Consider the following 22,314-nt stretch of genomic DNA (forward strand, 5'->3'; position numbering starts at 1 on the left):
GCCGGGACATCTCATCTTTCGAGACTTCCGGTTGCGCCGGGCGGGCGCGGGCGCCATGACTGGGCCCGCCGGACCCGCCTTGCCTGTTCCACACCCCTGTAGGCTCCCACCCCACCCACTGCTCAACCCCTCGCGCCTCGCCGCGTGCCAGCCCGGGTCATCCCAGACACCCCGACTATATTGTCAGAGTGGAGTCTTGCGGGTGTCACCCTTTGGACGTCGTGGTGTTTCTCTGACAGCCCCGTTCGTCCCGCCTTGTAGCTGGCGGGGGCTGCTCCATCCAGATCGCCGCGCGGCGTGGTAACAGCGCCCGACCCACATGACGTTGAAGTCAAGAACGCTTTAGGGTATCAACCATCCGCTTTCGAGATTTTCCGCATGCCCCATAGGTATCGTACCGACGGCATTGCATACGGCGGACTCGAATACGTCTAGCGAGGCGGCGCGGATTCCGCCCTTTGAAGGAAGAACTCCAAGATGGAAAACACGAGGAAGGTCACGAAGCCTGAGGGCAAGCTGGCGGTGCTGGTGCCGGGCCTGGGTGCGGTCTCCACGACGCTGATGGCGGGCGTGGAGCTGGCGCGTCAGGGCAAGGGCCTCCCCATCGGCTCGCTGACGCAGATGGGCACCGCGCGCCTGGGCAAGCGGACCGATGGCCGTACCGTGAAGCTGGGCGAGCTGGTCCCCCTGGCCCAGCTGCCGGATGTCGTCTTCGGCGCCTGGGACATCATCAGCGAGGACGCGTACCAGGTCGCGGTGCGCTCCGGCGTGCTGAACGACAAGCACCTGGAGCAGGTGAAGCCCTTCCTCCAGTCCATCAAGCCCAAGAAGGGCGTGCACGACGCGGAGTTCGTCCGCCGCATCGAGGCCAACCACACCAAGGCCACCAAGACGCACCGCGAGAGCATCGAAGCGCTGCGCCAGGACATCCGCGACTTCAAGAAGGAGCTCAACGCCACGCGCGCCGTCATGGTGGTGTGCAGCAGCGTGGAGACCTTCCGCCCGCTGCCCGAGTCCTTCAAGACGCTGGCCGGCTTCGAGAAGGCGCTCGACGAGAACAGCCCGGACATCAACCCCACCGCGCTCTACACCTACGCGGCCCTCAAGGAGGGCGTGGCCTTCGCGAACGCCACGCCCAACGCGAGCGTGGACACGCCCGCGCTGCAGGAGCTGGCGAAGCTGGAGGGCGTCCCCGTCGCCGGGCGAGACCTCAAGAGCGGCCAGACGATGATGAAGACCGTCATCGCCCCCGCGCTCAAGGCGCGCATGCTGGGCCTCGACGGCTGGTTCTCCACCAACATCCTCGGCAACCGCGACGGCGAGGTGCTCGATGACCCGGCGGCCTTCAAGGCCAAGGAAGTCACCAAGTCGAGCGTGCTGGACACCATCCTCCAGCCCGAGGTCTACCCGGACCTGTACAAGAAGTACGCGCACAAGGTGTCCATCCACTACTACCCGCCCCGCGGCGACGCGAAGGAGGGTTGGGACAACATCGACATCACCGGGTGGCTCGGCTACCCGATGCAGATCAAGATCAACTTCCTCTGCCGCGACTCCATCCTCGCCGCGCCGCTGGTGTTGGACATCGCCCTGTTCCTGGACCTGGCGAAGCGGCTGGAGTGGCGGGGCATCCAGGAGTGGATGTCCTTCTACTTCAAGAGCCCCATGGCGCACCCCGGCCTGCCGGTGGAGCATGACCTGTTCATCCAGCTCACCAAGCTGAAGAACACGCTGCGCGTCGTCGCTGGTGAAGAGCCCATCACCCACCTCGGACTCGACTACTACGGGGATGACCTCCCACTCTCCAACAAGTAGAGCGACCCCCTTCACGTGGCTCTGCACCCTGCTGGGTGTGGGCCACGTGGTGTTGGTGGCGGCCACCGGACGGCTCCGGTGGGACCACGTCGTTGCCGACGTGCTGCTGGTGGGGGTGGCCTGGGCGGGCCCCCGCTCGCGGCGCTTCCTGGCAGGCGGGCTCCCGCTATGGCTGACCGGCATGCTGCTGGACAGCCAGGGGCTCTGGCTGTTCCTGCGGGGCACCATCCACACGGGTGATTTGTGGGAATGGGAGCGCCAGTGGTTCCCCGCGCCGGGCGGCACGACCTGGCCCGAGTGGTGGGCCACGCGCTTCACCCCGGTGCTGGATTTGCTCTGCGGCTTCTCGTACGCGGCCTACCTTTACGAGGTCTTCCTCGTGGCCATCTTCTTCTTTGTGAAGAAGGACACACGCTTCGAGAAGCTGTGCTGGGCCTTCCTGGTGGTCAACGCCATGGGCGTGGTCATCTACCTCGTCTATCCGGCGGCACCGCCCTGGTACGTGCTCAAGTACGGCCCCGGTCCGGCGGACCTCGCCGCGCTGCCCAGCCCCGCTGGCACCGCGCGCTTCGACGCGCTGCTGGGCATCAACTACTTCGCCAGCTTCTACTCGCGGAACACCAACGTCTTCGGGGCGATGCCGTCACTGCACGCCTCCTACCCGTTCATGGTGGTGTTCTACGTGTGGAACAAGGGCTGGGCCTGGCGCGTGCCCGCGGCGGCGTTCTCCGCGCTGGTCGCCTTCTCCGCCATCTACCTGACGCACCACTACATCCTGGACGTGCTCGCGGGCATGGTCGCAGCCATCGCCGCGTACCTGGCGGTGGAGGCCGTGTTCGCGCGCCGGGCGGTACCGGCGGCGGCCATGACCGTGCCACTGACTTCTAGAGGAGACACCCGTGCTTGAGACTCTGGTGGCCTGGCTGAGTGGAAACCTGTCTCCGTCCGCCCGCATCTGGACGGCGCTGGCGCCCGCCATCCTGGCCTGCGCCTACTTCCTCGGAGGGCTGCTGCTCTTCACCATCCGGTGCGCCTTCAAGGGCATTCCCCGGGACGAGGAGACGCTCAAGCGCGGCAGCACGGTGCTGGTGGGCTTCTTCCTGCGACACTACTTCTTCTGGGTCATCCAGCCGCTGTGGGCGGTGATTCTGCGCTCGGGGCTGCCGGCCAACGCGCTGTCCATGCTGTCGGGCCTGCTGGGCGTCTCCGCCGGCGTGGCGCTGGCGGCGGGCCGCTTCGCGCTCGGCGGCTGGCTCTTCCTGGCGGCGGGCATCCTCGACGTCATGGACGGCCGCATCGCCCGCACGCGCAAGGAGGCCAACCCGGCCGGCGCGGCGCTCGACTCGGTGCTCGACCGGTACGTGGACTCGGCGATGCTCATGGGCCTGGCCTGGTACTACCGGGACACGTGGGTGCTGCTGCCGGCGCTGCTCGCGCTGCTGGGCTCGTCGCTGGTGCCCTACGTGCGCGCCAAGGGTGAGGGCCTGGGCGTGAGTGTCCGGGACGGGGCCATGCAGCGGCTGGAGCGGGTGCTCTTCCTGGGCGTGGGCACGGCGCTGTCTCCGATTCTGGAGGCCGTCTTCTGGCCCGAGGAGAAGCACCCCATGCACTGGCTGGCGGTGGTGGGGCTCGTCTTCGTGGCGGTGATGAGCAACTACACGGCCATCACCCGCTTCCGGACGCTGGTGCGCACGCTGGCGCCCAAGCGGCAGGAGGCGCGCTCCGGCAAGGCGATTCTCGGCTTCAACGCCGTGGCGGGGGCGGTGGCCACCGCGGCGGACTTCGCGCTGGTGCTGGTGCTGGTGGAGTGGGCGGGGATTCTGCCCGCCTGGGCCACGGTGGTGGGCTCCGTGCTGGGCGCGGTGGTGAACTACTCCATCAACCGGGTGCTCACCTTCAAGAGCACGGCCGCGGTGTCGCGGCAGCTGGCGCGCTACGCGGTGGTGAGCGGGACGAGTGCACTGCTCAACGCGGGCGGCGTGGCGCTGCTGACGCTGCATCCGCAGCTGGCGTACACGCTGGGTTGGTGGCTGGTGCGCGGCGTCGTGTACTTCGCGTGGAACCTGCCCCTGCAGCGCGATTATGTCTTCAACGACAACGCCTCGCCGGATCCGCTCTTGGAGCAGCGCCCCCATGCTGCGTAAAGCCCGTCTCCTGTTCCCGATGATGGTGGCGCTCCTCGCCACGCTCGCGCTGCCTTCGGTGGCGGTGGCGGGCGGGACGCTGGAGCCGAAGCCCTCCCCGCATGACAACTACGGAGAGAGCTTCACCTTCATCGGGGACCTGGACGGCGGCACCTTCGTGCTGGTGCAGTTGATGGTGACGAACATCGGCCCGGGCTCGCGCCACGGCATCTGCCGGGCGACGGTGCTGAAGCCCGGGCAGCGCGCGTGGACGCCGCAGAAGAAGGTGGGCGAGAAGGAGTGGAGATACGACGCGAGCACCGGCACCCTGCAGGTGGGGGCATGCTCGGCGCGCGCGGAGAGCGGCTCCACGCGGGTGGAGGCGCCGCTGGACGGCGGGCGGGTGGTGCTGGAGTACGCCGCGCCGGTGGAGCCGCAATCTCCCGAGGGCTCGGAGGTGGAGGTGGGCAGCGCGCGCTACCGCCACGAGGTGACGCTGGCCTTCAGTCCGGTGCGGGTGCTGCTGCAGCTGCCCAAGGGCGCGGAGGAGACGCACGTGGGGGGTGGCTACGGGGACCACACGCGCTCCACGATTGCGCCGGCGAAGCTGGCCAAGCGCTGGGTGCGCTTCCGGGCGCTGCGCGGCGGCGAGCGGCTGGTGCTGCTGGCGCGCGAGGGCCAGGACGGTGAGTTCGGCCCCGTGTACACGTGGGAGCAGGGCGAGCCGCCCCGCTCGCTGGAGCACTTCACCTTGAGCCGCGAGGGCGCGAAGGAGCGCAGCGTGTGGAAGGTGGAGCTGTTCGGTGATGCTGGCGCGGCGCTGGTGCTGCGCTCCACGGCGCTCTTGCAGCGCAGCGCGCCGGTGGAGGACCTGGGCATGCTGGGCGGACTGGTGCGGCCGGTGGTGGGCTCGCCGGTGACGTACCTGCACCGCGCGGTGCTGGAGCGCGCCGGGAAGGCGCCGGTGGCGGGGCTGCTGGAGGTCTCGCTCGAAGGAGACCTGTAGTGAGCGTCTCGCTGCTCCGTGACGTGCACCATGTGCCGGGAGTGCGTGGCTGGGTTCGCAAGCAGGTGCTGCGCTCGGTGGCGCGGTGCGTGGAGTGGACCACGAAGCTGCCCGGACAGGGCCTCAATGTCTCGCGGGTGAATGAGTGGCTGTTCGTGGGCGGCGGGGTGCCTCGCTCGCGGTACGCGGACCTGAAGGCGCTCGGTGTCACCGCGGTGATTGATATGCGCGGTGAGCGCTGTGACGACGCGCAGGCGCTGGCGGCGCTGGGAATCGAGCTGCTGAACCTGCCGGTGACGGACCGCTACCCGCCCTCGGTGGAGCAGCTGATGCGCGGCGTGGAGTGGGCGCTGCCCCGGCTGGAACAGGGCGGCCAGGTGTTCACCCACTGCGAGCACGGTGTGGGCCGGGGTCCGCTGATGGGACTTGCCATCATGGTGGCCCGTGGCGCGGATGCGCCCGTGGCGTATCGCGAGGTGCGCAAGGCGCGCTGGCAGGCCACGCTGAATGACCGGCAGCTCAACGGCCTCGCGGACTTCGTCACCGCGTGGGCCGCGAGGAAGCCGAGCCGGGCGGCGTAGCTCGCCCCCCTCCCATCCACTGCCGGCCCCGGCGTTGCCGAGGACGCTGGCTGGAAGGTGAATCAGCCTCGGGGGCGCTCTGCGCTGCGGTGACGCTCGGCGACGCGGTAGAGCTGGGTGAGCGAGCAGTCCAGCAGGGCCTGGGTGGAGCGCATGTAGCGGTGTGCCCGGAGGAACGGAAGCCACACGCGGTCGCCCACGCGAACCTGCGCCTCCTCCAGCTTCTTGCGCGGTATCCACTGTCCTCCGAGGTTCTTCACCAGCACCTGGCCCAGGTACGCCCCCACCGCGGGCACCGCTTGCTCGTCCACCTTCCACCGCTCGAACCGCTCCGGGAAGCCCTGATGCCAGAAGTGGAAATCCACGTCCGTCAGCGACTCGGGCGTCGCGTCGAAGACCGACGGCACGTCGGTGTGCAGCAGCGCCACGAGGCGCTCGGCGAGGTACGCGTAGTGCGCGCGCTCTCGCTCCGCGTCCTCCACGTCCGAGGGCAGGGGTGCGTTGGCGGGGAGCCACTCCTCGGGCTCGGGCGGCGGGTTCGTGTTGAATCCAGCAATCGTCCGCTGACGCTTGCTGATGGCGGACTCGTCCACCACGCGCGAGAGCAGTTGCGCCACGTCCGGGTGGAACCGGGGCTCCACCGGAGCCAGGGTGGCGCTGCGCTCGCGCAGGGTGCGCAGCACGGTGTCGAAGTCCAGCTCCGGCCGCAGGTGGACGTGCGCCCGGGCCTGCGCCACCCGCGCCTCGTCGCTCGCGAAGCCCGTGGCGGTGGGCCACATCACCAGGAGGACGGAGCCATCGGGCAGCGCCTCCACCCGGTGGGCCGGCGTCGACAACATGCGCTCGCGGCCCACCGTCTCCACCAGAGCAGGGCCGAAGACGTTCAGCCAGAACACCTCGTAGACCTTTTCGAACTTGTCCAGACTCCAAGTCTTGTCGTCGCGACCGAAGCTGGGGTAGCCCGTCAGCCCCATGTCTGAAGCGCCGTGGGCAATGGCATACGGAGTTGGATACCGTGAGGCCCAGGCGCGGACCAGGTCCACGAATTGCCGGCTGCGCTCCGCATCCGCGAAGAATGTGGGCGGCTGGATGTGGAGGCTGATATCCAGCTTGGACCGTCGGGACATCAACCAGAGCGTCAGCGACACGGCGGGAACGCCCGTGCGATGCAGCCCGATGATGGCACCGTCCTCGTCACGCCCTTCCTCTAGAGCCTTCCAGAAAGCATCGCGGGAGTAGTTGCGCTGCCGCTTCCCCTTGACGAGGGTCGGCATCCACTCTCCCGCATGCTCCTCAAGCGCCAGGAGGAAAGGCGCCAGTTCGTGCTCCAGCCGGGCCTGCGGGTCAAAAGCGCCGTCAAAGAAGAGGGTCAGGTCGTCCCTGACGCTCAAGTCCCGCATCGTCAGCAGCTTCATTGGAACTGCACCTCCACTGTCTTGGCGTTCTCTTTGACGTTTTGCATGACACGCTCCAACGCACTGGTGCGGTCGGGCTTCAGTTCGCCCCCTTCATAGATGAGGCAGACCCGTTTCACCCGCACCTCCATCTCCAGCCCGGGCCGACGGATGCGCACCACCTCACCGTAGTACCGCAAGGCGTCTCTCGCATCCGCCTGCATCTGCGCCCTCAAGTCCTTCGCATCCAATGTCGAGAGATTCCGGCTCTTGAAGCTGAAGGTCTCCACGCGGGGCGGCACGCCCACGGGCGGTCTCGTCTCCACGACGAGCACGTCCACATAGCGGACGTCCGCCTTCGCCACGCCCACGTGCGTCTCGATTCGAGGCGCTTCGAAGTCCCCGAGCCACTCGCGCTGGGCCCGCGGCAGGGCCGCGTCCTCCTTCAACCGGGACACCATCGTCCGCTCGAACTCCAGCCCCCGGGCGAACCACCCGCGCATCTCCTGGTAGCCCTCCCACTTGAGGGGCCCCTCGACGGGCCTCCCCTCGAGGAGTTCGCCCAGCCGCTTCTCGCGGTACGTCACGTACTCACGCCAGAGCACGGTGCCCTCGGGGACTCCGCGCGGAGGAGTGTCCAGCGTGGGCGCGAGCTGCTTCAGCACCTCCACGTCCCGGGGCAGGCGCGCGCCCGTGGCCTCCAGCTCCGCCTGCAGCAACTTCTCCCGCAGGACTTCCGGAGGAGGGCCCGCCTCCCGCACCTCGGCGGCCCCGCCGCCACCACGCTTCAGGCCTCCCGCCGTTGTCGTGCCGGGCCCCGCGCGCGGAGACTTCGCTTCCGCCAGGTACGCCTGCGCCTTCGGCACGTTGCCGCGCGCCTCGTGGAGGGCCGCCGCGCCAACCTCGCCCCACTCCGCCACAAGGAGTCCTGCCTCCCGGCTCGCCTGGATGTACCGCACCACCTCTCCGAGAGCGCTGGCCCCCAGCCGCTCCGACAGCCGGTCCACCACCGGCGTCAGCCCCTCCAACGACAGCGGCACTTGGAGCCGTCGCAAACCGCCCGGCCCGGAGACTCCGGCCTCGGACAGGTGGCGTGCCCCGCGGCCTCCGGCATACAGCGCCACCAGCAGCGCCGCGGGCGCCAACTCCCGCGTGGCCTGCTCGTACCTGCCCTTCGCCAGCGAGGACGCCCCCTGCCCCGTCCCCGCAGCCAGGTGGAAGAAACCCAGCGGCACGCCGAAGGTCAGGTGGTCGAAGCTCCCCAGCGCCATGCTCCCCGGGGAGAAGTGCTGCTCCATCAGCGCCTGCTCCACCGCGTCGAGCGCTTCCTGGTAGGGCGGCGGCAGCTGCCCTCGCTTCGCCGTGAAGTCCACATAGCGCGCCCCATCGCTCACGGAGGTGGTGGAGAGGGCGTCCCTGCCCGCACGGCCCAGGCCCCGAAGCACGTCACCCGCCCGCTCGCCCCGGTCCGGGAACTCGGAGAGCTTCAGCCCCCGCCGCTCCAGTTGCTCGCGGACGGCGCCCATCGTCCCCAGCGTCCCACCCAGCTGCTTGTCGCGAGCCATGAGCTGGAGCAGGTGCCGCAGCTCATCGTCGAAAGCGGAGTGGAGGATGAAGAGGGCGAACACCTCCGCCCGTGCGACGCCGTACTTCTCCGTGGCGGTGACGATGAAGGAGGCGCGCTTGCGGTTCAGGACTTCGGCGGCTTCCGCGTCCAGGGGCCCCAGTGCACCGAGGCGGACGGCATCCCACGCCTCCAGGGACTCCACCACGCGTGGCATGTCCACCGTGCGCTGCAGCGCAACGAACCCGGCGGGCGAGGCGCACTCCAGCAACGGCGCCAGCACCTCCGCGCTGGACTCCAGGTAGGGCCATCCAGGAGGCACGCCGCCGCGGGTGCCAGACTCCGCACGGGTGGACTCGGCCTGACGCGGCCCGGCCACGGACGAGCCCTGCTCGCGCTTCGTCGCGCGTCTGCGGCGCAGCCGTTCTTCGGCACCTGCCTCCGAGAAGGCAGTGAATGGCGCGGCGTCCCCGGGTCGGTTGTCCGAGGTGCGCCTCAGCACCGACGCGGGAGACAGACGCGGGGCAGACGGCAGGTCGCCAGCGTGAGCAGCCCTGTCCGACAGCGAGGCGCAGCCGGTGGTGAGCAGGACGAGGGCCAGCCCCGCCCACCGGCGCGGCGGCGACTCAGCGCGCATTGTCCACCCCCAGTCCCACCGAAGCGAAGGCGCCCGGACGCAACGCCCCTTCCGCCGTGGGGTACAGCAGCGTGCCCCCCTGGCCCATGGCGTACAGCCGCCCTCCAAGGAAGCGCCAGCGCACCTCTCCTGAAGCCAGGTAGCGCGTCCCCGGCTGGCGCAGGCCCACCGCCATGCCCCTGACGGCCGCTTCGACGTCGCGCCCGAAGAGCTGCACGGCCAGCCGCCCGTCCGCGTCCACGCGGCCCCAACTGAAGGCCTCGACGCCCAACGAGAGGCGCAGGTGGCGCCGCAAGAGGTCGCCCAACCGCACCGCGTCCCAGCCCACCACCAGCTCACCGAAGACGGAGTACCCCTCGGGGAAGGGAGCATCCGCCAGCGGCAGTCCCGAAGTGCCCGCCGTCTGGAAGCGCGCCAGCTCGTAGTCCGGTCCGAAGGCCCCCTGGCGGAAGCCTCCTTGCTGGCGTCGCGCCTCCAGCCTCACCAACAGGTCCAGCGTCGGTGACACGAGGTCCGCGCCCACGCCCGCCACCACTCCCCATGCGCCTCCGCGTCCCGGGCGCCCGCCCCCGCCAGCCAGCAGGTGCAGCTCGAAGCCCTGGCGCACCCACACGACGGCCGTGCCATCCACATGCGCCAGCATCACCCGCTGAGAGGTACTGCCAGCACGGCCCCAGTCGAGCACGGAAGAGAGCGCGAGTGTGTAGCGCCCGGGCTGCTCCGACCGGCCGAAGAGGACGTGCCACACGTCCAGCTCGACTTCCGCACCCATGAGACGCGCGCCCAGCACATCCGAGACGAACGCCTCCGCGTAGAGCGGCCCCACTGTCCCGGTAAGCACCGCCCCCGCGGGGTGGTAGTCGGGATTGCTTCGATTGGAGTAGCGCCGCACCAGGTGCCCGGACAGCAGCGTGAAGCAGTCCAGGGAGCCCGCCCAGAGCGCGACCGGGGACGCGTCGCTTCCCAGCGAAAGGAGGCGCACCAGCTGTCCCCAGTCCGAGAGGCTGTCCCAGTCCTCCTTGCGTACGAGGCCGTCCCGCTCCCCGCCACCCCAGGCGCGCAGCCGCACCGGAGCGCCCAGGTTGAGACCGAACGTGTCGCCACCGTCGACCACCCACGTGGGCTCCACCTGCACGAAGCCCTCGGCGTCCCCCGCGCCATGTCGTGGCAGCAGCGTCAGCTGCGTGGCCTCCAGGCGCGCCAGGAAGCTCCACTCCGCATCCGGACGGACGGAGGCGGATGGAGCGTCGGCCTCCTCACCCGCCCCATGGGGCTCCACGGGCTCCTCCGCCCACCCCGCGCCCGCGGCCAGCAGCAGTGACACGACGGCCCAGCCTCGACTCATGGACATACACACCGCCCGTGATGGCTTCCCGGAAGGGGGAAGGAGTCGAGGTTGTCCGGCCAGTCCGACAAAGCGCCGCGCCGGAGACAGGGACGGCGTCCTGAGCCGCGCGTCTGTCCATCGCCGGGTGTCGGGCACGGGCCCCGGCGTCGCGGCACCTTTCGCTCCTTCGCGCCTTCGTGAAGCGTGCCGGACGTTCCTGCGTCACGCCCCGCCGTTCAGCATCCGCCGTCTCCACGCGGCCGGAGTGACACCGTGCACCCGCCGGAACAGGCGGATGAAGTGCGTCACGTCCGCGTAGCCCACGCGCTCGGCGATGATGTCCACGCGCTCGTCCGTGCCGCGCAGTCGGCGCCGGGCCTCCGCCATGCGGCACTCGAGAATCCACTCGCCCACCGTGCGGCCCGTCTCCTGCCGTACGATTCCCGCCACGTGCGCGGAGGAGCGTCCCAGCTCGCGCGCCACCTTCGCAAGGGACAGCGGCTCGAGGCAGTGGGTTTCAATGTACGTGAGCGCCCTGCGCCCGAGACCCACGGAGGTCGGCTCGCCCCCGACAGCCGGCGTCGAGATTCGCTCCAGCTCGATGAGCACCAGCCGGAGCAGGGCGATGGCGGCCTCTTCGCGGCCCCGGTCCTCATGCGCCAGTTCCTCGTCCAGCAGCCGCATCCACCGCAGCAGCCGCTTGCGCTGCACCAGCGTGGGCCGCAGCACGGGGTGACAGCCCTGGCGCACCCGCAGCAGCGGCCCGAGCCGGGACGCCCCCTCCCCCTCCCCTCCCGGCTCTCCACGGGCGAGCACCTCCGGGTGGAAGGCGAGCCCCCACCCCTCCGCGTCCGAGACCCCGCCCCGGTGCGCATCGCCGGGAGGAATGAGGTGGACATCTCCAGCACGCAGCACCTGGTCGCCCGCGTGCCGAATCCTCGACTCGCCCCGCGTCACCAACATGACGACGGCGTACGTGTGGACGGCGGAACCGCCCCCCATTCCCGTGCGCTTCGCTTGAAGCCGCGTCACCAGGATGGGGAGCCGTCCCCGCTCGAAGTCCGGAGGCATCGGCGGAAAGCTGGCGCGTCTGGGCGGGCGCGACTCGGAGGGCATGCGGCGTTCGTAGCGGTCAACCGCGCGAAGCTCAACCCCGCATCACCCGTGGGTGAAGCCCGCGGCCTCCAGGTTCATCCCGTGGTTCGCCATGGCTGCCGCGAACATGCCCGCCGACGCGGCCATGATGGCCCCCTGGATGGGCGTCGTGAGGTCTCCCCCCGCGAGGATGCCGGGGATGGAGGTCTCCTGCTGTGCGTTCACCTTGACGTAGCCCTGCTCGTCCAGCGCGAGCCCCAGCCGCTGCACGAAGGGCACCTGGCGCTGCGGCGGACGGGCGAAGAGGAACTCACGGGGCACTCGCGTCCCGTCCTCCAGCTCCACCGCCTCCATGGCCTGCCCACCCGCCCTGGTAACGAAACGGCGGATGCGCCGCTCCTCGAGCCGCACCCCGGCCCGCTCCAGCAACGCGCGCTTTTCGGCGGGCACCGCGAAGGCGCCCTCCGTGAAGACCACCACGTCGCGAGTCCAGCCCGTCAGGAAGGCGCCGAAGTCGACCAGCATCTCGGCCGTCGCGAGCACACCCCAGGGCCGGTCCCGAATCTCCCAGCCGTGGCAATAGGGGCACTGGAAGATGGCCTTGCCCCACAGCTCCCGGTAGCCGGGCAGCTCCGGCAGCACGTCCACCATGCCCGTGGTGAGCACCACGCGCCGCGTGTCCACCAGGCCGCCGCCTTCCAGCTCCACGCGGAAGCGAGGGCCGATGCGCTCCAGGCCCATCACCCGCACGTCACGCACCTCCACGTCGTAGGGACGGAGCTGCTCGCGGCCGATGCGGCGCAGCTCCTGCGGCGGCGTGCCGTCACGGGAGAGGAAGGTATGCATGTGCTCGGCGGCCTCGTTCCGGGGCGGGCCCGCGTCACAGAGCAGCACCTTCTTGCGACCGCGCCCCAGGGCCAGCGCCGCGCTCAGGCCCCCCGGGCCACCGCCCACAATCACCGCGTCCGTCGTCTCAATCGTCATGATGCATTGCTATTCGCGAGCCCCGCGCGCCGGGAGGGCGCCCCTTCGCACGGAATCGGCGGATCCTCGGGTCCCCTCCGCCGGAGTGCCCTCCGCCAGCCGGGACGGGCCCTATGCTGACTGCCAGGCCGGCGCAGACGCGGCCCCAAGGCCACACCTGCCGCCAGCCTGCCCTGGGAACACCCCTTGCAATCCCGAAGTGCCTCGGGAGGACATCATGCGTAACGCTTTGGTGCTTGGACTCACGCTGTGCTCGCTCGGAGCCTCTGCCGCGGAGGGCTGGACGGCGCCGTATTCGCTCGAAGGCCAGCAGGGCCGCACCTTCCGCGTCGTCTTCGGCAAGAGCGCGCCGGAGCAGGTGGAGTCCCGGCTCGGTGTCATGACGCTCCTCGGAAAGAAGGGCCTGGCCACGGCCCGCCTGCAGCGCACGGAGCGCGTCTGCCAGGACCTGTGCGACTCCGAGCGGCCCACCTGCCACACCGTGGGCGTCTACACACAGGAGCCCGACACCGCGGACATCGGAGAGGGGCTCGCGGCCCTCCCCGGACGCCTCCAGGGAAAGTTGAGCGCCCCTGCCCCCATCGAGCCCGGGCCATCTCCCTCCACGAAGCAGTGGGCCTCGAAGGACTTCCAGGTCCCCGTGGACGAGAGCACCCCGGCCACGCCCCTGCCCGAGGGCATGCTCCCCCAGGCCTACCGGTGGACGCCGCGTGCCGATGGGAGCGCGGTCCTGGACGCGCGGCACGGTGGAACGGAGGCCTACTCCCCTTCCGTCCAGCTCGCGGAGTGTCGTCAGGAGCGGCAGCCCCCCTTCACCCGCCTTGTCTGCCCGAGCGCCTCCTTCCTGTACGCGAAGCAGCAGCTCCTCTTCGCCAGCTTCGACGACTACGGCTCGGCCAGCACCGCGTGGCTCGCCACGCTCCAGGCCCACGGGCAGGCGCTGTACCTCCTGCGCGTAGGCCTGAAGACGCAGGCCGTCCCCGGCCTCCTCTTCCGCGACGGGGCCCGGTGGCGGCTGCTCATCCGCCCGGCGGACTACCCGCTCCTCTGCTGAGCAGCGGCGCGAGGAGAGGCCCGCCACGTGCCGGTCTTCACCGGGAGCCCCACCCTCCAGAAACCGGGAGAGCGGCCAAACAACGGCCAGCGCGCGCACAGCCGGGGTGTTAGAGAGCGGGCTTCAGCCGAAAGGTAACGGCCATGATTCCATTTTCCGTCCTCGACCTCTCTCCCATCCCCCAGGGCAGCGACGCCGGACAGGCGCTCCGCAACACCCTGGACCTGGCCCGGCACGCCGAGCGGTGGGGCTACAAGCGCTTCTGGCTGGCTGAGCACCACAACATGACGGGCATCGCCAGCGCGGCCACGTCGGTGGTCATCTGCCATGTCGCCAGCGGCACCTCCACCATCCGCGTGGGCGCGGGCGGCGTCATGCTGCCCAACCACGCGCCACTGGTCATCGCCGAGCAGTTCGGCACGCTGGAGTCCCTCTTCCCTGGCCGCATCGACCTGGGCCTGGGGCGCGCGCCGGGCACGGACCAGCGCACCGCCCGCGCCCTGCGGCGGGACTTGATGAGCAGCGCGGACAACTTCCCGCAGGACGTCCAGGAGCTGCAGGCCTGGTTCGAGCCCGCCACGCAGCACCAGGCCGTCCGGGCCGTGCCGGGCGCGGGCCTGCGGGTGCCGCTGTGGCTCTTGGGCTCCAGCCTCTTCAGCGCGCAGCTCGCGGCGGCGCTCGGCCTGCCCTTCGCCTTCGCCTCGCACTTCGCGCCGGACCACATGATGCAGGCGCTGCACCTGTACCGGACACAGTTCAAGCCGTCCGAGTCGCTCCAGCGGCCCTACGCCATGCTCGGCATCAACGTGTTCGCGGCGGACACGGACAAGGAGGCCCAGCGGCTGGCCACCTCCATCCAGCAGGCCTTCATCAACCTGCAGCGCGGCACGCCGGGCCAGCTCTCGCCGCCCGTGGACACCATGGAGGGCCGGTGGACGGAAATGGAGCGCTCGTTCCTGGAGCACCTGCTGTCCTGCACCGTCGTCGGCTCGCCAGCCACGGTGCGTCGCGGGCTCGAGGACTTCATCTCGCGCACTGGCGCGGACGAGCTGATGGTGACGGGGCAGATATTCGACCACGCCGCGCGCCTGCGCTCGTTCGAAATCACCGCCCAGGTCCATGACGCCATGGCCATGGACGGGGCGTTCCAGCAGCCCGCCTCCACGGCCCGGCAGGAAGCGCGCTGAGCGGCTACTTCAGCTCGCCGGGACGGAAGTAGGCGATGGGGCGAAGCTCGTAGCACCCCGTCCCAGGGTTCGCGACGGACAGCTCCTTCGCGAACGCCTCCGCGGCCTCGGGCGTCTCGCAGTCGATGACGTAGAAGCCGAGAATCTGCTCCTTCGTCTCCGCGAACGGCCCGTCCGTCACGTAGGCCTCGCGGCCCTTCCGGAGCGTCCGGGCCGCCTTCGTCGGCATCAGCCGGACAACGGGCCCGAGCCGGCCCTCCTCGGCGAGCTTCGCATTCACGGCCTCGAGCCGGGCCATGGTCGCGTCGTCCTCCTCCTTGGACCAGGAGCCGACGGCCTTTTCATCGTTGTAGCAGAGGACAGCGTAGAGCATGCGGGGGCGCTCCAGGGGTTTGAGTCCGGGCGCCTGAGTACCCCAGAGGTGGGGTCTCGCGCTACCGCCACGGTCGGTCTGGCTGCATCCCCGTGGGCTGCCGGTGGTCCGTGGGCGACAGCGCGTCCGCCTTGGAGCACTGGCACGTCTCACAGCCGCGCTCGCGGTCCATGGTGCAGGACGTGCCGGTGATGCACGAGAGGTTGCGGGACTCGGGGCAGCGCGTCTCGCCCTTCTTGTCCTCGTTCTTGCTGCCATGGCTGCACGCCGACATCACCGTCAGCGCCGCCACGGCCAGCCACCGCCCACCGCTCCGCATCATTCCCAGCGTCATGCTCCAACCTCGTGTCTTCACGAAGGCCGCCGTCACTGCCACGGCGGGGCCTCACCCCGCTTCATAGCGGGGCACGGGCCAGCGGTCACGCCTCCGGCGCGGGCTCCTCGGGCGTCTCCGGCGTCGTCCCGTGCCGGCGGCGCCAGCGCTCCACCATCAGCAGCAGCGACGGGAAGCCCAGCAGCACGACGACCAGGTTGATGCCGAAGCCCAGGTTGGCCAGGTCGCCAATCGAGTTGAGGCCCGGGTGCTTCGCGAGAATCAGCGCCACGAAGCCAATCGCGCTCGTCAGCAGGCCGCCGGTAATCGCCCGGCCCGTCTCCCCGTACACGGAGATGAAGTCCGCGCCCGGCTCGCCCAGCCGCTGCACCAGGTGCACGCCCGCGTCCACCGTGGTGCCAATCAGCACCGGCAGCACCATGATGTTCAGGTAGTTGAACTGCAGGCCCAGCACCGACATCAGGCCCACCAGCCCGACGACGGACAGCAGCGTGGGCAGCATGCAGATGAGCGCCGTGCGCAGCCGGCCCAGCGTCAGCCACATCGCCCCCAGCACGCTCAGCACCGCCGCCACGAGGATGCGCGGGCCCTCGCGAGCCACCATGTCCAGGATGTCCGCCAGGATGAGCGCCTCACCCGCCGCGGACACCTGGCTGCCGTCCGGCATCTGCAGGCCGCGCACCTCCTTCGCGAAGCGCCGCGTGCCCTCGCCGTCCGACAGGCTCACCCCGCCGCCCGCGTACACCAGCACCGCGCCGCCCGTGCTCCCGTCCAGGCTCTCGAACTGGTGCCGCACGCCCACCGGCAGCTCCGCTTCCGTGAAGGGCTTCGCCGCCGCCATGTGCAGCGCCCGCAGCAGCGAGGCACGCGAGTCCTCCGGCAGCCGCTCCGGGTCCAGCTTGCCCAGCTTCGCCGCAATCGACTGGAGGATGGCCTGCTTCTCCGCCTGCTGCCCGGGCACCAGGTCCTCCAGCGCGTTCACGAAGTCGATGGTGGACTCCTTGCCCCGCGCCGCCTTGCGCGCCTCCAGCTGGCGCACCACCTCGCGCTCCATCTCCAGCGAGTCCGTCAGCACCACCACCGGCGTCTGCGAGTAGCCCAGGATGTTGTTCACCTTCTGGTCCAGCACCGCCGACGCCTGCTTGTAGTCCTCCAGCGTGCGCGAGTCGTAGTTGAACGACACGCGGGGCGCCTGCGACACGAGCGCCAGCACGCCCACGCCCACCACCAGCCCCACGCCCCGGTACGAGCGCGGCAGCCACCGCGCCAGCAGCCCCAGCGGCCCCGACGCGCCCTGGTGCACCCGCGGCGCCCAGCCGAAGCGCGACGCCAGCCCCAGCAGCGCGGGGAGGATGAGCAGGTACGCGAAGATGCTCACCAGCATGCCCACCGCCGCGATGATTCCGAACTCACGGAACGCTCGGAACTCGGACATGGCCAGGCTGAGGAACGTCAGCGCCGCCACCATGGCCGCGATGAGCGCGGAGAAGCCGGTGTGCCGGAAGGACTCGGCGATGGCCGCCTCGGACGTCTCGCCCTCTCCGCGCAGGTGCAGGTAGCGCCCCAACAGGTGGATGCCGTGCTCCACGCCCAGGCCGCCCAGCACCGCCGCCAGGAAGCCCGTCAGGAGGTTCACCTGCCCGTACGCCAGGCCCACGAAGCCGTACGTCCACCCCAGGCCCGCCAGCACCGGCGCCATGGTGAGGCCCACCGCCAGCGCGCTGCGGAAGTGGAAGGCCAGGTACGCCAGCAGCAGCACCATGGCCAGCGTGGACGCGCTCGCCAGGTCCTGCACGATGACGCGCTGCTGGTCGATCTTCTTCTTGTAGGTGCCCGTCACCGCCGTCTTGAAGCCCGGCCCGTACTTCGACAGGTCCTGCTTCGCCAGGAACTCCTCCACCTGCCCCACCACCACCTTCGAGTAGTCCAGGTCCGCGGCGCTGCCCCGGGGCTTCGCCATCACCACCACCATGCGCTCGGTGGTGTCCAGGTAGTAGAGGTCTCCCTGCCCGGAGAGGCGCTGGTTGGCGCTGCCGGAGTACTTCTGCTCGATGTCGGAGAAGTCCACCGACGGCGGCGGCGCGTCGTCCAGCCGCACGAAGAGCGGGTTGGCCTGCTCCTTCTCCCAGGCGATGCGCGCGTCGATGCGCTCCTGGATGACCTTCAGGTCCGGAACGTCCACGTAGTACAGCGCATGCTCTTCGAAGAAGGAGCGGGGCCGCTGCTGCGTCACGTAGCGGATCTCCGGCAGCGCCGCGAGCTTGGGCGCCAGGTCATCCGCGAAGCGCTTGAGGGCCTCGGGCTCCGCGCCCATGCCCACCACCACCACGTTGCCCTGGCCACCGAAGCGCTTGCGCAGCTTGTCGATGTCCTGGACGCTCGGGAAGTTCTTGGGCAGCAGGCCGACGAAGTCCGCGCTCAGCGTCAGCGTCCTCGCGCAGAAGATGCCCGCCACCGTCAGCGCCAGCGTCAACAGCAGCGCCTGGAAGGGCCTCCGGTGGTTGCGCGCGGCCAGGCGCCCCATCGCCCCCTCGAACCGCTCCGACCAACGCTTCTCATCCATGTCGCGACACCTGCTGTGTTGACTGGGCGAAACGCAGCCCACCTTGGGCACGCACAAACCGGCGAGTCAAACCGTTTATGCCGTAAGCCGGAAAGTAAGGTAGCGAATTACCTGCCCTTTGTAACAGGGGTTCCACGCGGATGCCCGCCTGTCCGCCCGCCTGTCTCCACCCTGGGCGCGGCGGCCTGTGAGCCCGGCAAATCACTCCCATGAGTCCGGCCCGTGCCGCCCTCCCGGAGGGCAGACGAGCGGGCTCCGCGCACTGCAAGGCCCCTGGAGAGTGGGCACGTTGCCCCGCGACACGGGGTCCGCGCCAGCGGGCACCCAGGGGAGGGATGGCCGCTCCGCGCCACCAGGGGGCCTGGAGGCGGGCGGCGGCACGTCATGGACTCGGACCCGACGACGCAGGCGGAGCGGAAGTGGATGGTGCGCGTGGAGCGCACCCTGGGCGCGGTGGCCGCCCACAACCACCGACGCCCGGCGCTCGCCCTGCTGCTGGCGGTGGTGCTGGCCGCGGTGGGCGGCTTCCTGGCCCGCAACCTCTCCCTCAACGCCGACCTCGTGGACCTGCTGCCCGCCTCCTTCAAGAGCGTGCAGGACGTGCATGAGATGGAGCGGCGCCTCGGCGCGCTCGGCTGGGTGGTGGTGGTGGGCGAGGGAGGCGACGCCGCGTCGCTCCAGCGCTTCGCGGACGACCTGGCGCCGAAGCTGGAGGCGCTGCCCGGCATCCGCTACGTGGAGGCGAAGCGCCCCGGCGCCTTCTTCCGCGACAGGGCGCTCTACTTCCTGTCGGAGGAGGACCTGAAGGAGGTCCACCGCCGGCTGGAGGCTCGCGTCACCTGGGAGAAGCAGCAGGCCAACCCCCTCTACGTCGACCTGGTGGGCGAGGAGCCTCCGTCGCTGGACTTCTCCGACCTGGAGGCGAAGTACGGCACCAACGCGGGGCAGCGGCTGTCCGCCAGCGACGGCGACTACTACCTGGACGCGAGGACGCGGCGCGTGGTGCTGCTGGCGAAGCCGGAGACGTCCTCGGCGGACCTGGCCTTCTCGCGCCGCATCACCGACGAGGTGCGCACGCTGCTCGACGCGCAGGACCTGAAGCAGTACGGGCCCGACTTCCGCACGGAAATCACCGGCACCTTCCAGAAGAAGCTGGACCAGCAGGGACAGATTGCGCGCGACATCGCCGTGTCCTCGGCGGTGGCGCTGGGGCTGCTGCTCCTCTACCTGCTGCTGCACTTCCGCAGCGCGCTGGCCGTGGGGCTGGTGCTGACACCGGTGGGCACGGGCCTCGCGTGGACGTACGGGCTGGTGGCCGCGGTGTACGGGCAGGTGAATCTGCTGACGGGCTTCCTGGGCGCGATTCTGGGCGGCCTGGGCATCGAGCACGGCATCCACCTGCTGGGGCGCTACCTGCACCTGCGCGGAGAGGGCGAGCCGTCCGAGCAGGCCACGCGCGAGTCCTTCACGCACACGGGCGGCGCGGCGCTGGTGTCCGCGCTGGTGGCGGCGCTCACCTTCTTCGTGCTGGGCACGTCGCGCTTCCGGGCGTTCCGTGAGTTCGGCGTCATCGCCGGGGTGGGCATGCTGGTGCTCATCGTCGCGTACGTGCTGGTGATGCCGGCGCTGCTGGGGCTGGCGTCGCGCTGGGGCTGGCGGCCGAGGCACGCGACGGTGGTGACGACGGAGTCCCCCACGGGCCGCTTCCTGGTGCACCGCCGCGGCGTCATCAGCGCCGTGTTCGCCGTGCTGCTGGTGGCGCTGCTGACGCAGGCGGGCCGGGTGCGCTTCGACTACGACTTCGGCGCGCTGCAGGACCAGCGCCTGCCGTCCTTCCTCCTGGACCGCGAGGTCAACCGCATCATCGGCTACTCGCAGACGCCGGTGGTGATGCTGACCGACACGCCCGAGGATGAGCAGGCCGTGGTGCGCGAGCTCCAGCAGCGCCAGCGCGCACTGGGTGACAAGTCCACCATCGACTTCGCGGCCTCGCTGTCCTCGCTCATTCCCGACCGGCAGACGGAGAAGCAGCCGCTGCTGGCAGCCTTGTCACGACTGCTGGAGGACGTGCCCGAGGAGCGCCTCTCACCGGAGCAGCGCGACCAGCTCGTCCGCCTGCGGCGGCAGTCCCAGGCAAAGCCCTTCACCCCCGCGGAGCTTCCGCCAGGAGTGCGCCAGCAGTTCCAGGGCGCGGGCGGCGGGCAGAGCGGCTTCGTGCTGGTGTACCCGTCGGTGAGCCTGTCGGACGGCTCGGCCATCCGCGCGCTGGCGCGCGAGGTGCGCGGCGTGCAGCTGCCGGGCGGCGGGCGCATCTCCGCGGCGGGCGAGCCGATGGTGCTGTCGGACATCCTGGAGATGGTGACGCACGAGGCGCCGCTCATCCTCGGAGGCGCGACGCTGGCGGTGCTGCTGGCCATGTGGGCCACGCTGGGCGGGCTGCGGCTGGCGCTGCTGTGCCTGACGCCCACGGTGGTGTCGCTGCTGGCGCTGCTCGGGCTGATGCCGTTGATGGGGCTGGAGTTCAACTACCTCAACATCCTCGTCATCCCCGTGCTCATCGGCACCACGGTGGATGCGGGCGTGCACCTGCTGACGCGCCTGGCGTCGCCGAGCAGCGACTTCGTTGCTGTGTACTCGGAGACGGGGCGGGCCATCTGCGGGGGCCTGCTGACGAGCGCGATGGGCTTCGGCGCGCTCTTCCTCGCGGACCACCCCGGCCTCAACTCCGTCGGTGCACTGGCCAATCTGGGCTTCGCCACCAACCTTCTCATCATGCTGGTGGCCTTCCCTGCCCTGCTGCTGGTGCTGTCCGAGCGACGGATGCGACGCCGCCGGGCGCGGCGGGACAAGCAGGAGACTCCGGCGGCCGGGCCCTCGGGCCCACGGCCCGCCACGCACACGAACTGAAGCGGCTGCAGGGAACGGAAGGACGGAAGGACGCACACCCACGAACGGAGGCAATCATGGGGAAGCAGATGAAGACGCGGTGGCTGTGGGCGGGTGCGCTGGCGGGCTCGCTGGCGCTGGGCGCGGCGTGCACCGCGACAGAGGCGCCGGTGCAGCTGGCACAGGCGACGCCGAGCACGGGACAGCCAGGGACGGGCGGCACCAGCACCAGCGTTCCGGGCACGACGCCGCCGGACACGACAGTGCCAGGTACGACGGCGCCGGGCACGACGCCGCCGGGCACCAGCACCACGGTACCGGGCACCACGGCGCCGGGCACGGGTACGGGCATGGGCGGCTCCGGCACGGCGGGCACCGCGCCCCTGGCTGGCACGGACGCGGGCGTGGGCATGGGCGGCTCCGGCTCCGGGACGACACCCGGGCTGAACCCGAATCCCGGTGACTCGTCCAGCACGTTCCAGCCGCCCACGGGCAGCGCCGTGCTCGACGGCGGCACGGGCTTCTAGGCCGAGGAGAGACCGGGGTGGCTCCGGCTTTGGAGCCACCCCGGCACCGGCCTCCGGGTGTCGCGACTGGCGGGAGCCCGGGCGGCTCCGCTGGACACCCGGTGCCGCGCCTGCTTTGTCCCGCGGGCGATGGACATCCATACCCCTCGCATCCTCTCGCAGCGCGTGGGCCTGCCCCGCGAGCTGGGCACGGCCGGAGCCACGTCGCCGCTGGAGCGGCCGTGGACGAGCGCCATCTTCAAGGAGCCGATTCCCGGGCCGGTGTGGCTGTCCCGCACGGGGCTCTCTGGAGACGGGCAGGCCGACCTCAAGGTCCACGGCGGCCTGGAGAAGGCCGTGCTCGCGTACGCCGCCGCGCACTACGACTTCTGGCGCCAGCGGCTGGAGCGTGCCGACGTGGGCCCCGGGGCCTTTGGCGAGAACTGGGTCCTCTCCGGCGGCGCGGAGGACGGCACGTGCATCGGTGACGTGCTGCGCGTGGGAGGCGCGCGCGTGCAGGTGTCCCAGCCGCGCCAGCCGTGCTGGAAGCCCGCGCGCCGCTGGGGACGCAAGGACCTGGCGCTGCTCATCCAGGAGACGGGCCGCACCGGCTGGTACTTCCGCGTGCTGGAGGAAGGCCCCGTGCGGGAGGGCGACGCCCTGGAGCTGCTCGAGCGCCCCTACCCCGCCTTCACCGTGGCCTTCGCCAACCACGCCATGCACGGCCAGGCGCCCGACGCGGCGGCCGCGCTCTCCGAGTGCCCCCTGCTGTCGCCCGGCTGGCGCGAGTCGCTGCGCCGTCGAGCGCGGGGCACCCGCGGGGACGACCGCCCCCGCCTCGTGGGTCCCGACACCGCCGACTGACGGACGGAAACGACCTGACAA

The 22,314-nt window shown here is 70.6% G+C and carries 18 protein-coding genes; 10 read left to right on the plus strand and 8 right to left on the minus strand.

The genetic code is table 11. The features are described from left to right. The first annotated feature begins 477 nt into the window (after positions 1-477). Genes G4D85_RS32520 through G4D85_RS32540 form a run of 5 tightly spaced genes read left to right on the plus strand, consistent with a single transcriptional unit; the run spans position 478 to position 5,525 of the window. The gene (locus G4D85_RS32520; RefSeq protein WP_164017937.1) at positions 478-1,815 is read left to right on the plus strand and encodes an inositol-3-phosphate synthase; all 1,338 of its coding nucleotides are present in this window, start codon (positions 478-480) and stop codon (positions 1,813-1,815) included. After that, positions 1,790-2,722: a phosphatase PAP2 family protein gene (locus G4D85_RS32525; RefSeq protein WP_164017938.1), complete on the plus strand. Its 933-nt coding sequence runs from the start codon at positions 1,790-1,792 to the stop codon at positions 2,720-2,722. Before G4D85_RS32520 ends, G4D85_RS32525 begins: the two co-directional genes overlap by 26 nt. Further along, positions 2,715-3,959 (plus strand): GtrA family protein, encoded by a 1,245-nt coding sequence (locus tag G4D85_RS32530; RefSeq protein WP_164017939.1) that lies wholly within the window; start codon positions 2,715-2,717, stop codon positions 3,957-3,959. The genes G4D85_RS32525 and G4D85_RS32530 overlap by 8 nt, the downstream gene beginning before the upstream one ends. Then, on the plus strand, positions 3,949-4,944 hold the full coding sequence (locus G4D85_RS32535; RefSeq protein ID WP_164017940.1) for a hypothetical protein: 996 nt from the start codon (positions 3,949-3,951) through the stop codon (positions 4,942-4,944). Before G4D85_RS32530 ends, G4D85_RS32535 begins: the two co-directional genes overlap by 11 nt. After that, on the plus strand, positions 4,944-5,525 hold the full coding sequence (locus G4D85_RS32540; RefSeq protein WP_164017941.1) for a protein-tyrosine phosphatase family protein: 582 nt from the start codon (positions 4,944-4,946) through the stop codon (positions 5,523-5,525). Before G4D85_RS32535 ends, G4D85_RS32540 begins: the two co-directional genes overlap by 1 nt. A gap of 62 nt (positions 5,526-5,587) precedes the next feature. Here the strand turns inward: G4D85_RS32540 and G4D85_RS32545 are convergent, their stop codons facing one another. The 5 genes from G4D85_RS32545 to G4D85_RS32565 form a co-directional block, all read right to left on the minus strand. After that, on the minus strand, positions 5,588-6,940 hold the full coding sequence (locus tag G4D85_RS32545; RefSeq protein WP_164017942.1) for a hypothetical protein: 1,353 nt from the start codon (positions 6,938-6,940) through the stop codon (positions 5,588-5,590). Further along, positions 6,937-9,120, minus strand: coding sequence for a hypothetical protein (locus tag G4D85_RS32550; RefSeq protein ID WP_205525811.1), 2,184 nt, complete (start codon positions 9,118-9,120; stop codon positions 6,937-6,939). The genes G4D85_RS32545 and G4D85_RS32550 overlap by 4 nt, the downstream gene beginning before the upstream one ends. Beyond that, a complete protein-coding gene (locus G4D85_RS32555) occupies positions 9,110-10,471 on the minus strand; it encodes a hypothetical protein (RefSeq protein ID WP_164017943.1) in 1,362 nt (453 codons plus the stop codon). The genes G4D85_RS32550 and G4D85_RS32555 overlap by 11 nt, the downstream gene beginning before the upstream one ends. Positions 10,472-10,669: 198 nt before the next feature. Continuing rightward, complete coding sequence (locus tag G4D85_RS32560) at positions 10,670-11,563, minus strand: AraC family transcriptional regulator (protein WP_164017944.1); 894 nt, start codon at positions 11,561-11,563, stop codon at positions 10,670-10,672. Positions 11,564-11,605: 42 nt separating this feature from the next. Next, a complete protein-coding gene (locus G4D85_RS32565; protein ID WP_164017945.1) occupies positions 11,606-12,526 on the minus strand; it encodes an NAD(P)/FAD-dependent oxidoreductase in 921 nt (306 codons plus the stop codon). A gap of 217 nt (positions 12,527-12,743) precedes the next feature. Here G4D85_RS32565 and G4D85_RS32570 point away from each other — a divergent pair, with 217 nt between their 5' ends. Together G4D85_RS32570 and G4D85_RS32575 are read left to right on the plus strand one after the other, a co-directional pair. Then, on the plus strand, positions 12,744-13,580 hold the full coding sequence (locus tag G4D85_RS32570; protein WP_164017946.1) for a hypothetical protein: 837 nt from the start codon (positions 12,744-12,746) through the stop codon (positions 13,578-13,580). Positions 13,581-13,723: 143 nt separating this feature from the next. Then, positions 13,724-14,767, plus strand: coding sequence for an LLM class flavin-dependent oxidoreductase (locus G4D85_RS32575; RefSeq protein ID WP_164017947.1), 1,044 nt, complete (start codon positions 13,724-13,726; stop codon positions 14,765-14,767). A 4-nt stretch (positions 14,768-14,771) separates the two neighbouring features. On the opposite strand, the gene G4D85_RS32580 is transcribed toward G4D85_RS32575, so the two are convergent. From G4D85_RS32580 to G4D85_RS32590, 3 genes are all read right to left on the minus strand, one after another. Further along, positions 14,772-15,140: a YciI family protein gene (locus G4D85_RS32580; protein WP_164017948.1), complete on the minus strand. Its 369-nt coding sequence runs from the start codon at positions 15,138-15,140 to the stop codon at positions 14,772-14,774. A gap of 61 nt (positions 15,141-15,201) precedes the next feature. Beyond that, on the minus strand, positions 15,202-15,474 hold the full coding sequence (locus G4D85_RS32585) for a hypothetical protein (RefSeq protein WP_240359626.1): 273 nt from the start codon (positions 15,472-15,474) through the stop codon (positions 15,202-15,204). Positions 15,475-15,559: 85 nt separating this feature from the next. Then, on the minus strand, positions 15,560-18,037 hold the full coding sequence (locus tag G4D85_RS32590; protein ID WP_164017949.1) for an efflux RND transporter permease subunit: 2,478 nt from the start codon (positions 18,035-18,037) through the stop codon (positions 15,560-15,562). 384 nt (positions 18,038-18,421) lie between these two features. On the opposite strand from G4D85_RS32590, the gene G4D85_RS32595 reads away from it, so the two are divergent. From G4D85_RS32595 to G4D85_RS32605, 3 genes are all read left to right on the plus strand, one after another. After that, on the plus strand, positions 18,422-20,944 hold the full coding sequence (locus G4D85_RS32595) for an efflux RND transporter permease subunit (protein ID WP_205525812.1): 2,523 nt from the start codon (positions 18,422-18,424) through the stop codon (positions 20,942-20,944). 56 nt (positions 20,945-21,000) lie between these two features. Continuing rightward, complete coding sequence (locus G4D85_RS32600) at positions 21,001-21,450, plus strand: Erp protein (RefSeq protein WP_164017950.1); 450 nt, start codon at positions 21,001-21,003, stop codon at positions 21,448-21,450. 129 nt (positions 21,451-21,579) lie between these two features. After that, positions 21,580-22,293 carry an MOSC domain-containing protein gene (locus G4D85_RS32605; RefSeq protein ID WP_164017951.1) on the plus strand — a complete coding sequence of 238 codons (714 nt, stop codon included), beginning with the start codon at positions 21,580-21,582 and terminating at the stop codon, positions 22,291-22,293. The last annotated feature ends 21 nt before the right edge of the window (positions 22,294-22,314 follow it).

It is taken from the genome of Pyxidicoccus trucidator (assembly GCF_010894435.1).
In the GTDB taxonomy this organism is placed as follows: domain Bacteria; phylum Myxococcota; class Myxococcia; order Myxococcales; family Myxococcaceae; genus Myxococcus; species Myxococcus trucidator.

Coding starts and splice junctions, on each gene's coding strand:
- G4D85_RS32520 (WP_164017937.1), top strand. CDS start 478: ATGGAAAACACGAGGAAGGTCACGAAGCCTGAGGGCAAGCTGGCGGTG.
- G4D85_RS32525 (WP_164017938.1), top strand. CDS start 1,790: ATGACCTCCCACTCTCCAACAAGTAGAGCGACCCCCTTCACGTGGCTC.
- G4D85_RS32535 (WP_164017940.1), top strand. CDS start 3,949: ATGCTGCGTAAAGCCCGTCTCCTGTTCCCGATGATGGTGGCGCTCCTC.
- G4D85_RS32545 (WP_164017942.1), bottom strand. CDS start 6,940: ATGAAGCTGCTGACGATGCGGGACTTGAGCGTCAGGGACGACCTGACC.
- G4D85_RS32550 (WP_205525811.1), bottom strand. CDS start 9,120: ATGCGCGCTGAGTCGCCGCCGCGCCGGTGGGCGGGGCTGGCCCTCGTC.
- G4D85_RS32555 (WP_164017943.1), bottom strand. CDS start 10,471: ATGTCCATGAGTCGAGGCTGGGCCGTCGTGTCACTGCTGCTGGCCGCG.
- G4D85_RS32560 (WP_164017944.1), bottom strand. CDS start 11,563: ATGCCCTCCGAGTCGCGCCCGCCCAGACGCGCCAGCTTTCCGCCGATG.
- G4D85_RS32565 (WP_164017945.1), bottom strand. CDS start 12,526: ATGACGATTGAGACGACGGACGCGGTGATTGTGGGCGGTGGCCCGGGG.
- G4D85_RS32570 (WP_164017946.1), top strand. CDS start 12,744: ATGCGTAACGCTTTGGTGCTTGGACTCACGCTGTGCTCGCTCGGAGCC.
- G4D85_RS32575 (WP_164017947.1), top strand. CDS start 13,724: ATGATTCCATTTTCCGTCCTCGACCTCTCTCCCATCCCCCAGGGCAGC.
- G4D85_RS32580 (WP_164017948.1), bottom strand. CDS start 15,140: ATGCTCTACGCTGTCCTCTGCTACAACGATGAAAAGGCCGTCGGCTCC.
- G4D85_RS32585 (WP_240359626.1), bottom strand. CDS start 15,474: ATGACGCTGGGAATGATGCGGAGCGGTGGGCGGTGGCTGGCCGTGGCG.
- G4D85_RS32590 (WP_164017949.1), bottom strand. CDS start 18,037: ATGGATGAGAAGCGTTGGTCGGAGCGGTTCGAGGGGGCGATGGGGCGC.
- G4D85_RS32595 (WP_205525812.1), top strand. CDS start 18,422: ATGGACTCGGACCCGACGACGCAGGCGGAGCGGAAGTGGATGGTGCGC.
- G4D85_RS32600 (WP_164017950.1), top strand. CDS start 21,001: ATGGGGAAGCAGATGAAGACGCGGTGGCTGTGGGCGGGTGCGCTGGCG.
- G4D85_RS32605 (WP_164017951.1), top strand. CDS start 21,580: ATGGACATCCATACCCCTCGCATCCTCTCGCAGCGCGTGGGCCTGCCC.